This window comes from Mesorhizobium sp. P2_F8, from assembly GCF_056403655.1.
This window is the reverse complement of the sequence record NZ_JBFUFB010000007.1, coordinates 204,780-217,932: the sequence shown is the minus strand read 5'-3', so window position 1 is coordinate 217,932 and position 13,153 is coordinate 204,780. Positions and strand designations below refer to the sequence as shown.

General features: G+C 64.3%; 4 protein-coding genes. 1 reads left to right on the top strand and 3 read right to left on the bottom strand.

Features of this window, described 5'->3' with window-relative positions; all coding sequences use genetic code 11:
• Positions 1-12 precede the first annotated feature (12 nt).
• Complete coding sequence (locus AC1DZP_RS19020; RefSeq protein WP_477304503.1) at positions 13-1,071, top strand: D-TA family PLP-dependent enzyme; 1,059 nt, start codon at positions 13-15, stop codon at positions 1,069-1,071.
• Positions 1,072-1,128: 57 nt separating this feature from the next.
• On the opposite strand, the gene AC1DZP_RS19015 is transcribed toward AC1DZP_RS19020, so the two are convergent.
• From AC1DZP_RS19015 to AC1DZP_RS19005, 3 genes are all read right to left on the bottom strand, one after another.
• The gene (locus AC1DZP_RS19015) at positions 1,129-1,881 is read right to left on the bottom strand and encodes a heme ABC transporter permease (RefSeq protein WP_477228897.1); all 753 of its coding nucleotides are present in this window, start codon (positions 1,879-1,881) and stop codon (positions 1,129-1,131) included.
• A 151-nt stretch (positions 1,882-2,032) separates the two neighbouring features.
• Positions 2,033-3,814, bottom strand: a complete 1,782-nt coding sequence (locus tag AC1DZP_RS19010) for a glucan ABC transporter ATP-binding protein/ permease (protein WP_095085827.1) — start codon at positions 3,812-3,814, stop codon at positions 2,033-2,035.
• A 513-nt stretch (positions 3,815-4,327) separates the two neighbouring features.
• Complete coding sequence (locus tag AC1DZP_RS19005) at positions 4,328-12,910, bottom strand: glycoside hydrolase family 94 protein (protein WP_477304501.1); 8,583 nt, start codon at positions 12,908-12,910, stop codon at positions 4,328-4,330.
• Positions 12,911-13,153 lie beyond the last annotated feature (243 nt).

The following is a 13,153-nucleotide window of genomic DNA, read 5'->3' as shown; positions in this document are numbered from 1 at the left end:
GGATGACAGACGATGCCGACCATCCACGACCTCGATACGCCATCGATCCTGATCGACGCCGCACGCGCCGAAGCCAACATTGCCCGCGCCCAGGCCCATGCCGACAAGAACGGGCTGCAGCTTAGGCCGCATATCAAGACGCACAAACTGCCCTATTGGGCGAAGAAGCAGGTCGCGGCCGGCGCCGTCGGCATCACCTGCCAGAAGATCGGCGAGGCCGAGGTGATGGCCGACGCTGGCCTGACAGATATTTTTCTCCCCTACAACATCCTCGGGCGGGCCAAGCTGGAACGGCTTCTGGCGCTGCATGGCCGTGTCACCCTGTCGGTGACGGCTGATAGCTTGGACACGATCGAGGGGCTGGCGGCCACCTTCACCGATGCCGGCCATCCTCTGCCGGTGCTGGTCGAGTTCGACACCGGCATGGGCCGCTGCGGCGTGCAGACGGCGGATGAAGCCGTTGCGCTGGCAAGACAGATCGACAAGGCCGGCGGCCTTGCCTTCGGCGGGCTGATGACCTACCCGGCCGCTGGCCGCGCGGCGGAGGCCGAAGCGTGGCTTGCCGACGTCAGGCAGGCCTTGGCCGGTTCGGGCCTCGCCTGTGACCGCATCTCCAGCGGCGGCACGCCGGATATGTGGCGCTCCAACGAGGCATCGGTCGTCACCGAGTATCGCCCCGGCACCTACATCTATCTCGACCGCTACCAGGTCGCCAAAGGCGTCGGCACTCTCGACGATTGCGCGCTGACGGTGCTGTCGACGGTGGTCAGCCATCCGACAGCAACGCGCGCTATCCTCGATGCCGGCAGCAAGGCGCTGTCCAGCGACACGCTGGGGCTTGCCGATTTTGGCGAACTGCTTGGCGTTGCGGGAGCGCGGGTGACGGGCTTGAGCGAGGAGCACGGCACCGTCACGCTTTCAGACCATGCCAAGCTGCGCATCGGCGAACGCGTCCGCGTCGTGCCCGACCATTGCTGCGTGGTCACCAACCTGTTCAACGAGGTCAACCTGATCGACGGCGACAAGGTGCTGGAGACACTGCCGGTGGCAGCGCGCGGACGGATGGGCTAACCCCACGCCAGCGAGTGCTGCCGCGCGCAGCAAGATTTTTTGAGAACTCGCCGGTCGTCAGCTAGCCTGTCGTGCCGCCACACGCCGCATGGCAATAACCCGGCGGCGGCGAATTTCCGTGCGCATCGCCATCAGGTGCAGCGCGAAGAACAGCACCGTGAAGCCGACGGCCATCACCAGCAGCGGCCACAGCAGGCTGGGGTCGATGGTCGGCCCGCCGAGCCTGAACACCGAAGCCGGCTGGTGCAGCGTGTTCCACCAGTCGACCGAGAATTTGATGATCGGGATGTTGATGAAGCCGACCAGGGTGATGATGGCGGCGGCCCAGGCGGCGCGTCCGGCATCGTCGAGCGCGCGGGTCAGCGCGATGATGCCGAGATACATCAGGAACAGCACGAAGACCGAGGTCAGCCGCGCATCCCAGACCCACCAGGTGCCCCACATCGGCTTGCCCCAGATCGAGCCGGTGATCAGCGCCAGCGCTGTGAAGACCGCGCCTATGGGGGCCGCCGATTTCAGCGCCACATCGGCCAGCGGATGCCGCCAGACCAGAGTGCCAAGTGCGGAGACCGCCATCAGCGTGTAGCACATCATGGCGAGCCAGGCGAAAGGCACGTGGATGTACATGATGCGAACGGTAATGCCTTGCTGGAAATCCTCAGGCGCGGCGAAACTCATATAGAGCCCGACGGCAAGGACCAGTGCGGCGATGGACGCCAGCCATGGCACGACCCTGTCTGCCAGCCCGACAAAGCGCGTCGGGTTGGCAAGATCCATCCAGCCGGTCAGGCGTGAAGTCGCGTCGCTCATGCGGATCTACATAGACCGCTCGTGCGCTTGGGGCAATCGAGCGGTGGTGTCGCAGGCTGCCTCCTTGCATGGAGGGCACTGCGAAGCAGCGGAGGAGGCCCACCCGGACCTTGGGTCCGACCTCCCCACAAGGGGGAGGTAAAGAACGAAATCAGGCGGCGGCTTCCTGCTGTTGCTGCACGGTGCGGCTGAGGCGGCGAACCTCCTCGTCGTTGAGCAGGCCGCCGGCGCGCAGCAGGCTGGCAAAGCGGCCATTGCGCATCGACAGTTCGGCGAAGCCGCCCATCTCGACCACCCTGCCCTTGTCCATGAACACGACCAGATCGGCGTCGCGAACGGTGGTCAGGCGGTGGGCGATGATGAAGGTGGTGCGGTCGCGCCGCAATTCGTCGATCGCTTCCTTGACCCGATCCTCGGTCTCGACGTCGAGGGCGCTGGTCGCCTCGTCGAGCACCAGGATAGGGGCATCCTTCAGCACGGCGCGGGCAATAGCGATGCGCTGGCGCTCGCCACCCGACAGCTGGCCGCCACGTTCGCCAACCAGCGTGTCATAGCCATTGCTCTTGGACAGGATGAAGTCCTGCGCGGCAGCCGCGGTGGCGGCTGCATGGACCTCGTCATTGGTCGCGTCAGCCCGCCCGACGCGGATGTTGTCCTCGATCGAGCGGTTGAGCAGGCCCGCATCCTGGAACACGGTGGCGATCGAATGACGCAGCGACTTGCGGGTCACGCTGCGGGTGTCGATGCCGTCGACCAGGATACGGCCATGGGACGGCGAGAAGACGCGCTGCAGCAGATTGATGAGCGTGGTCTTGCCGGCCCCCGTCGGGCCGACGATGGCGACCGTCTGACCGGCCTGGACCTCGAACGACACGTCGTCGATGCCCTGGCCCGAATTGGCGAATTCGAAGCCGACATTCTCGAAGCGAACATGGCCGGTGACGTTGGTGAGATCGCGCAACCCGTCCGGCTCGGCGGCGTCGGCCGCGGAATCCTCGAGGTGGTAGAAGTCCTCGAGCTTGGCACGGGCCTCCGAAATCTGGTTGGCGAAAGCCGACATCTGGTCGAGCCTGGCGATCAGCAGCGTGGCAAAGCCGGTGAAGGCGATGACGTCGCCGATACGCAGCTGGCCATGGGTGACCAGATAGGCGCCGATCAGCAGCACCACCATCATCGAGATTGTCGACGACAGACGGTGAAGCGCATTGGCCATCGCCCACCAGTCGAGCACCGGGTTCTGCGCGTCGAGCAGGTTCTTGACATAGCGGCGTAGCGTGTCTGCCTCGTGGCCGAGGCGGTTGTAGCTCTGCAGGACGGCGACGTTGGAGACCGAGTCGGTCACATGCGCGAAAACCTTGTGGTAATGGCGCTCAACCGCCGCCTGACCTTCCTTGGTCCGCTTCATCACCAGCCGGCCGATGCCGACATAGAGCACGCCGAGCGCCAACAGCACCATCGACATGCGCAGGTCCATGCTGATCGCGGTCGGGATCAGCAGGAACAGCGCGACCGCCGTCGACAGGTGCTGGCGCATGAATTCAAGCCACAGGCTGAACAGGGTCTCGACCGCGCGCAACAGGGTGTGCAGGGCATTGGAGGTGCCGCGCTGGTGATGCCAAGCAAGCGGCATGGTGATCACGCGCTCGAACGACTGGCAAAGCACCTCGCTGCGACGCTTGTGGGCAAAGCGATCGGCACCGCGCGCCACCAGGACGAAGGCCACGATGTTGAAGGCGCCCAGGCCCGCCCACAGGGCAAGCGTGGCAAACACCGATCCGCGTTCGGAAATCGCATCGATCACTCGTCCGAACATGATCGGCTCGAGAATGGCGATGATTGCGAGAGCGACGTTGGCCGAACAGATCAACGCGACGCGTTTCCTGTCTGCGGCCAGATAACCGAGCGCTCGCCAGTAGATTTGCAGAAGGGTCACCCCAGTTACTCCGCCATCCTGTTTATTGTGCACTGCATCATTTGACTCGTACCGGTTGATACGTCGCAAAACAATGGCCGTGTACCTCTTCAGTTCCCAATTCGCGAACAAAAGATGGCGACGTTCCGAAATCTGCCGTGATCACCTAACGGTTTGAGAAGACAGGTAAAATGTCAGGCATGCGGCGAAATCATGGCAGCTGGCACGTGCTGCCACAAATTTAATCAACAACGATGTCTGGCGGATGACCAATGCCGAAATCGCCTTCTACACAGTATAGCGCCAAACAAATGCGGCCTCGCGCCCGCCAAAGGCGACGAGATGCCAAGCCCAGCCAGCCTGGGCGGCGTATGCACTTTGCATCAAGCCTTTGATTTTATGTGCTTTTAATCGGCGCGCCCTTCACCCAAGGCGATGGCAACGCAGGGTGGCATGGCGCCTTACATCCTGTTGTGGTCCCGAAACCGCCCCCGGGCTCTTGAGCCCGAGAGCACGCTTTCTGGGCAAAATGCCTCAGGCCGGGATCCTGATGACGACGTCGGTAACTTCGCCATCCTTCAGTTCGACTGCCGAAACCTTGGTCTTGGCCCCATTCAGCTCCAGCGAAACCGCCTTGGCCTTATTGTCGCGGACGACGCGAACCTTGAGTTCGGCCCCCAGCATCTTGAGGGTTGCCGAGTATCCGTCCCAATGGCCGGGGAGTTTTGGCTTGAACTGAACACGCTTGCCGCGCCGTTCGATGCCGAGGATCCCTTCGACTGCAGCCCTGTAGAGCCAGCCGGCCGAGCCGGTGTACCAGGTCCAGCCGCCACGGCCGCCCTTGTCGTCCCCGGCGTAGATGTCAGCCGCCACCACATAGGGCTCGACGCGATAGTGCTCGGCCGAGGCCTCGTCGGTCGCATGGTTGACCGGGTTCAGCATCGAGAAACAACGATAGGCCTCGTCGGTCCGGCCCATCTCGGCAAGCGCGATGACGAACCACGTGGCGGCGTGGGTGTACTGGCCGCCATTTTCGCGAACACCGGGCGGATAGCTCTTGATGTAACCCGGTTCCTTGTCCGTCTTCGAGAACGGCGGCGTGAACAGCTTGACGATCTTGAGCTTGTCATCGACGAGCAGTTTGGTCGCCTGCTCCATCGCCGTCGTCGATCGGGCCGGATCGCCCTCTCCCGAAAGCACGCTCCAGGACTGGGCGATCGAGTCGATCTTGCACTCCTGCGAGGACCGCGACCCGAGCGGCGTGCCGTCGTCGAAGCTGCCGCGCCTGTACCATTCGCCATCCCATGCCGTGCTTTCAAGCGCCCGCTTCAACGCATCGGCATGCTTTGCCCAGGCTTGCGCGTGCTTGGCATCGCCTTCGGTCTTGGCAATTGCGGCGAAGTCGCCCAGCGTCTTCAGCAGGAACCAGCCGAGCCAGACGCTCTCGCCCTTGCCGTGTTCGCCGACGCGGTTCATGCCGTCGTTCCAGTCGCCGCCGAGGATCAGCGGCAGCCCGGCGGGGCTGCTGCGCTTGATGGCAAGATCGAGCGCCCGCGCGCAATGGTCGTAGAGCGACGCCGTCTTCTTCAAGATTTCCGGGGTGAAGAAGGCATCGTGCTCGCACTCGCCCAGCGCCTGTCCATCGATGAACGGCAGTTGCTGCTTCAGGATGGTGGCATCGCCGGTGACCAGCAAATAGCGCGCCGTGGCGTGGGCGAGCCAGACCACGTCGTCGGAGATCATGGTGCGCACGCCGGCCCCGGTGCGCGGCAGCCACCAATGCTGCACGTCGCCTTCGGGGAACTGCCGCCGCGCCGCGTTGAGGATCTGGTCGCGCGCCAGTTGCGGATCATGCGCCAGCAATGCCAGCGTGTCCTGCAACTGGTCGCGGAAGCCGAACGCACCGCTTGCCTGGTAGAAGGCGGAGCGGGCGCGAATGCGGCAGGCGAGGCTCTGGTAGGGCAGCCAGTGGTTGACCATGGCGTCGAGCGCCTTGTCCGGCGTCTCGACCTGGATGGTGTCGAGGAAGCCGCGCCATTCGCGCTCATTGTCGGCCAGCCGCCGGTCGAAATCCTTGACCCGATGCTCCTGCACCAGGGCGCTGGCCTCCTCGACGGTCTCGGCATCGCCGAGCAGCCAGAGCAGCGTCACGTCGCCGCCGGCCGGGATTTCGATGTCGCGGGCAATCGCAGCGCAAGGATCGTCTCCGGCCTCGACACGGCCCGACAACGCCGCGCCGCTCAGCACCGCCTGTGGGAGTTCGCTGGAGCCATGCCGGCCGAGGAACTCCGAACGGTCGGTCGTCACCGAATGGACGCCCCCGTCGGCGGCAAGGAAGGCCACCCGCTCGCTGAAATCGAGCCCGTAGGGGTTTTGCGCCAGCAACGCACCGGTAGCAGCGTCGCGCGACGGGACGATAGTTGCCGCCGTGCGCGACCGATGCCCACCGAGCACCCATTCGGCATAGGCGTAGACACGCAGCCGCGCCGGCATCGAGCCCGAATTCTGGATACGCAGCCGCGAGATCTTCACCGGGTCGATCGGGTCGACGACATGGGTGAGGTCCATCGACAGCGGCCCGCGCCTCGAACGGAACGTCGAGAAACCCTGGCCGTGCCAGGCCTCGTAGGTCATCGAGGGGTCGCGTACCACGGCGGCGAGCGGCGAGAACGCCTTGCCGCTGGCCTGATCGTAGATGTAGACGCCCTCGCCCGGCCGGTTCGAGACCGGATCGTTCGACCACGGCGTCAGCTGGTAGTCACGGCTGTTGCGGCTCCAGGTGAAGGCGGCACCCTCGGCGGAGGTGTGGAAGCCGAACGAAGCGTTGGAGACGACGTTGATCCATGGCTGCGGCGTGGTGCGCCGGCCAGCCAGGCGCACGACATAGTGCCGCCCGTCGCCATCGAAACCACCGAAGCCATTCCATTGGCTGAGGCCGCTTCCATCGGCGCTGACATCCGCCACGGCCTGCGAGGCATGCATCACGGGCACCGGCGACTGCAATTCGCGCGCGACCGCCAATGCTGCCGGCTGCAGGGCGTCGCGCGCCTGCAGGGCGGCCGCCTCGGCCCGCTCGATCTGGTCGAAGATGGTGCCGTTGCGCGTGTGCAGGACGACGCGGGCGACAGCGAGCAGCGTCTTGTAGGTGATCTCGTCCATCAGGTCGCGGCGCACCGCGAAAATGTGCTGGCGAGGCCCGAGTTCCTTGCCGCGCAGTCGGCTGTTTTCGCACAGCGTCTCGACGGCCCGCTGCAGGTCCTGGACATAGGAGGAGGCCTGCTCGTTGACGACGACGAAGTCGATCATCATGCCGCGGGTGCGCATGTATTCCTGGAAACGCAGCGCCTGGGCGACGATTTCGAGATCGGCGACGTCGCCGATCCTGACCAGGAAGATCGGGAAATCGCCCGAAATGCTGGTCGGCCACAGGCTCGACTGCTTGCCCAGCCCCGTGGCGATGGATTCGGCCGGAAGACGCAGGAACGGATCTGGATAGATCAGATAGCGCGCCAGTTTCTGCACATTGGCGGCATCGGTCAGGCTGAGGCCCATATGACGGGTCTGCACCTGGCTTCGCGTCCAGGCGAGCATGGCCTGGCGGGCAAAACTCTCCGGATGGTCAAGCCGGGCAAGGGCCTCTTCCAGTTCGGCGCGGCTGGCGCCGACGACGGTCCAGAAGGTCAGCGATATCTTCTTGTTGGCAGGCACGCGCACCTGGCGGCGCAGCGCTGCGACCGGATCGAGCGTGAAACCCGAATGGCCGCCAAGCCTGGCGCCGGGGTCGAAGGCGGCCGCGTCGACGATGGTGCGGCCGCGGCCGATGAAGGCGCGCCGGTCGGTCTCGGCTTCGGCATCGCGCGCCGATCCGGACGGATCGGTGACGAAATGCACCATGGCGATATCGGGCTCGCTGGTCTCCCGCTTGCGCCGCGTCGCAAAGATCTGCGCGTTGTTCGATGCGATTTCGGTTTCCACGAACATCTTCGAGAAAGCCGGATGCGCGTTGTCCGACGCCTCCAGGCCGAGCACCAGTTCGGCAAAGGAGGTGACTTCAATGTGACGGTCGGACGGCCCGTCATTGTAGAGCGTGACCCGACGGCCCTCGCCATTGCCTTCCGAGATGACGATACATTCGACTTCGGAGCGCAACGTGCCCACCGATTTGACGAAGCTTGCCTTGTCGTCGGAGAACAAGGTCTGCGCCTTTTCCTCGGCCGCACGCTTCGGCTCGGCCGTAGCCGACCACCAATCGCCGGTGCCTGCGTCCCGCAGGAAGATGTAGGAGCCGAGCCGGTCCTCGGTTGGATCCGGCTGCCAGCGGGTGATGGAGAGATCGCCCCAGCGGCTGTAGCCCGAGCCGGTCGCGGTGACCATCACCGAATAGCGGCCGTTCGACATCACACTGGTCGACCRCAGCGACCGCAACGGATCGAGCACGATGCGGGTGTCGGGGCTCTCGACTTCCGTCTCGTCCTTGGAGCGCTCGTCGGCCTCGGTCCTGACGGTCGCGGTCGGGATGTCGCGCGGCGCCCTCTCCTGCAGCAGGAGTTCAGCAGATTCGATGACCGGGTCACTGTGGAAGCGGTCGCGCATGCGGCCTTCGAAGATGGCGTCGGCGACGGCCACGATCGACATCCCCGAATGGTGGGCCATGTAGTTCTGCACGACGACATGATCGGTGCCTTCCGGCACGCGCTGCGGCGTGAAGTCGACAGCGTCGTAGTAACCGTGGCGGCCAAGCGCGCCGATCTCCCTCAGCCGGGCGAGATTCTGCACGGCTTCGCGCGGGTTGAACTGTGCCGCGAGCACGGTGGCGTAAGGCGCGATCACCGTGTTCTGGCCAAGGCCGCGCTTAAGGCCGAGCCCGGGCACGCCGAAATTGGTGTACTGGTAAGTCAGTTCGCGGTCGCGGGCGTTGTAGGCCGCTTCCGAAATGCCCCACGGCACGTTCTTCTGGCGGCCATACTGGATTTGCCGCTTGATGATCAGCTTGCTGGTCTGGTTGAGAATGCTGCCTTGCGGCTCCTTCATCACCAGCGGCGGCATGAGGTATTCGAACATCGAGCCGGACCAGGACATCAGCGCGCCCTTGAAACCGATCTCGACGATCGGCCGGCCAAGCCGGAACCAGTGCTCGGTCGGCAGGTCACCCTTGGCGATGGCGAACAGGCTGGTCAGCCGCGCCTCGGAAGCCATAAGGTCGTAGCAGCTTTCATCGAGCTGGTGTTCCTCGACCCGGTAGCCGATCGACAGCAGCTTGCGTTCGGGCCGCATCAGGAAGGAGAAATCCATCTCGAAGGCGAAGCGGCGCGTGCGCTCGCGCAAGGTGAGCAGCTTGGCGCGCAGCGCCTCGACGGCGTTGTCGTCGCTATGCGCATCATGGACATGCGCCTCGCAGGTGGCCTCGAGCCTGGCCGCCCAGTCGACGATGACGTCGCTCTGGGCCGACGCCGCCTCGGTGTGGATGGCGGTGGCGAGCTTGCGGATCTCGCCGGCCAGCACGGCCAGATTGATGGTGCGGATCGACGCCATTTCCGGCTGCGCCTTGATGGTGTCGACCGCGCGCCGCATACCGTCGAGACGGTCGACGAGGCGCTGGCGCAACGGTCGCAGCTGTCGGCGGTCGTCGGGCAGTTCGTCGAGGCTCTCGCTGAGGATGGTCACCGTGTCCAGAATGCCTTCGAAATCGCCCTGGAGATGGACCGAGGGCGCTTCCGCCCATTCGGCGCATGCCGCCGCAACCGCCACCAAATGGCCGGCCAGATTGCCGCTGTCGACAGCCGAAATGTAGAGCGGGTAGAGCGGCTTCAGCGTCGTCGTGTCATACCAGTTGAAGAGATGGCCACGGTCGCGCGGCATGCCTTCGATCGTCGTCATGGTGGCGTCGATGCGGGTGATGGCGTCGGACAGACTGATCCAGCCGAAGTCGCGGGCAGAGACGACGGACAGCAGATAGACGCCGATATTGGTCGGCGAGGTGCGCGGCGCCACGACCGGCGCCGGGCTTTCCTGGAAATTGTCCGGCGGCAGATTGTGGTGCTCGGCCGTCACGAAGCTTTCGAAATAATGCCAGGTGCGCCGCGCCACCGTACGCAGTGCGTGGATATCGGCTTGCGATATGCGCAAGCGATCCTCGGTTTCGGCCGAACGGCTGATCCAGCTGGCGATGGCCGGCGAAGCGATCCAGAACAGGGCGAAGAAGAAGGCGACGAAGGCGCCAGTGGAATCGGCCAGCACCGGAATGGCGAGGCCGACGAAGCCGATGATCACGGCGCCATACATCATGCCGTAATAGGAGCCGACATCGTTGTCGCCCGCCTTGTGCGCCTGCGAGGCGGTGCGCCATTCCAGCAGGTTCTGGCGGCTGACGAAGAGCCGGTAAATCGTGCGGATGATGGCGTCGCCCATCATCCAGGCGTTGTGCGCCATCAGCACGATCTTCAGCGCCACCATGGCGGTGCCGAAGGCGACGTCTCGCGCCAGGGCCGAGAAATGGCCGCGCGGCGTCTGGTCGCCGCTCTTGGGCAGGATGGCGTTGACGATGTCGAACGTCGGGGCCATGAACAGGCTGAGGATCAGCAGGGCCTGCCATTGGGCGGCCTGCGTGAAGGGCAGCAGCGTCCAGCCGGCGATCGCGGCCATGACCCAGAAGATCGGCGTCAGCGAGCGGCGCAGATTGTCGACCATCTTCCAGCGCGACAGAGCCGGCACGCCGGAGCGCGGATCGAGCATGAAGCCGAGAAGCTGCCAGTCGCCGCGTGCCCAGCGATGGTGGCGCGATGCGTCGACTGAATAACGGATCGGATAGTCCTCGACCAGTTCGACGTCGGTGACCAGCGCCGAGCGCGCCAGCGCGCCTTCCAGCAGATCGTGGCTTAGGATGGTGTTTTCCTCGATGCGGCCCTGTAGTGCGGCCTCGAAAGCATCGACGTGATAAAGGCCCTTGCCGGTGAAGGACCCGTCGCCGAAGACATCCTGATAGAGATCGGAGACGGCAAAGACATAAGGGTCGAGGCCGCGATTGGCCGAGAACACCCGCTGGAAAAACGACGCATCGTCGCCACTGGTCAGCGACGCGGTGATGCGCGGCTGCAGGATGGCATAGCCGGCCGTGACAACACGCCTGGTAGCATCGAAATGCGGACGGTTGAGCGGATGGCAGAGCTTGCCGACCAGGGTCGCGACCGCGTCGCGGGTTGTGCGCGTGTCGGCATCGAGCGTCATCACATGGACGACGTTCTCGGGCAGCGGCACGTCGAGCGGCAGGAATGTGGTGTCGCTGTCGCCGCGCAGCAGAAGGTCGAGTTCATGCAGCTTGCCGCGCTTGCGCTCCCAGCCCATCCAGGAACCCTGCGCCGCATTGAAGAGCCGGCGCCGGTGCAGGATGTAGAAACGCGGCGTGCCTTCGGAGGGATAGCGGGCGTTGAGACGAGCGATCTCGGCGCGGGCGAATTCGAGGATCTCGGTATCGGCCGCATCGATTTCGGTCTTGCTGTCGGGCCAGTCCGAAAGCAGCGCGAAATAGATTTCATCCGCCGTGTTCGCGAGATGATGCACCTCGATGTTGCGGATGTTTTCCTCGACGTCGTCGCGTGAGCCGATCAGCGACGGCACCACCACCAGGGTGCGCGCCTCAGGCGGCACGCCGTGCCTGTAATCATAGCCAACGAGGCGCGTCGGTTTCAGGAACAGCGATACGACGGTGTTGAAGAAGGCGAGCGCGCCCTCGCTGGCCGGTACGGCAAACAGCGCCAACATCACGACGATTGACGGCACCGACAGGCCGAGATTGGCCAGCGCGTTGCCGGTGAGCACGAGAAGCAGGGCCGTCAGCGCAAATACCGGTACGACGATGCCAAGCCATCCGGTCTTGCGGAAGGTGCGCTTGACCGTCTGGCTGATGGTCGGCCGATAGCCGATCGCCTTCTCCAGTTCCAGCCGGCGCGGACCGACGAGGAAGAAACCGACATCGGTGTGGGCGGATGCAACTTGGGTGGCAGAGCCTTCATCATCGCCCGATAGGGTCTCGGTGGCGGCGTGATCGGCCAGTTCAATGGCCTTCTCGGCGACGCGATATTCCGAAAGGTCCGAGCGGCGCGCCAGTTCCTCGATCGCGGTCCGGTACTGGTCACGCGAGAAGAAGTCGAGCGCGGCGAAATCGGTGCGCTCGCGCAGCACGGTGTCGATGCGGCTGACGCCTTCGAACCACACCGTCCAGTCGACGTCGTTGATGAGGCGCAGGCCGCGGATGATGTTTCCGGTCGTCACATTGCCGCTGGACAGCGTGTGATGTTCGGAAATGATGATTTCCTCGGCGTCGGAGCCGGTCTTTTCGAGCTCGCCTTCGAGCCATTCCAAGGCCTTGCCGGCATTCTGCGATCCATCGCGCAAGCGATAGAGCAGCTGGGTGGCGAAGGTGGTGTCCTGCGCATGAGCGCTGAATTTGGACAGGATCGCCTGCCGGTCCGGGCTGTCGTCGGTCGACAGAACCTTGTCGGCGACATCGTTGGCGATCTGGCGCATCTGGCGGGTGCGGTTGACCCTGACCGCCAGCCGGCGGAGATTTTCGATCAGGACGAAGCGCAGAAGCGACGGCAGCGCCCAGAGTTCGCCGATCTTCAGCGGCTCGAGCGACTGGAAGCCCTGGACGATGGACTTGAACATCGTCGCCGAGACGGAACTGTCCGAATGCGCCACATAGGTCCAGGCCAGCGCCAGCGCGCGCGGCACGCTGCCGCCCTCGGGCAGTTTCAGGCTGGGCAGCTGGCGGTAGAAGCGGCGCGGCAGATCGCGCTTGACCTGGAAAATGGTTTCTTCGACCAGATAATTGTTGTCGAGCAGCCACTGCGCCGCCGGCGTGATCGTCTCGCCCCTCGCCTGCGCGGCATTGGTCGAGCGGTAGACTTCCAAGATCTTCTTGGCGCTGTCGCGGATGCGGGCCTGAAAGTCGAACGGCGTCAGGCCGAACAGATCGGTGAGATCGCCTTTTGCCAGGCTTTCGCCAAGCAGGCGAAGACGCTCTTCGGGTAGGAAATTGGATCGGATCGGCTCTTCCGTGATGGCTGGGAAGCTCGCGCTCGTCTTCTCGATCTGGGCAGGGGTCGTCTGAATATTCATTGAAAATTCCGTATGCGGACACTGAGCGGCGTCACCGCCACGGCAATGGCCCTAAAACCGATTCAAATGCAATTGGTTGCATAATCCCACTTGCTGAAAGTTTGTTTCCGCACCACGACAGGGCGTTATCTCTCAGCAAAAATTCCAAGACGAGCGCCCCTTCTCCCGTCAAGCTCGATCGACGGGGAGGATTCAGGCTTTTTCGTGATGCCGCCGATAGCTTACGCTATATTTCGCCGGCAT

Bases quoted from the DNA above. Each gene is read 5' to 3' on its own strand.
- AC1DZP_RS19020 (WP_477304503.1), top strand. From the start codon at position 13: ATGCCGACCATCCACGACCTCGATACGCCATCGATCCTGATCGACGCC.
- AC1DZP_RS19015 (WP_477228897.1), bottom strand. From the start codon at position 1,881: ATGAGCGACGCGACTTCACGCCTGACCGGCTGGATGGATCTTGCCAAC.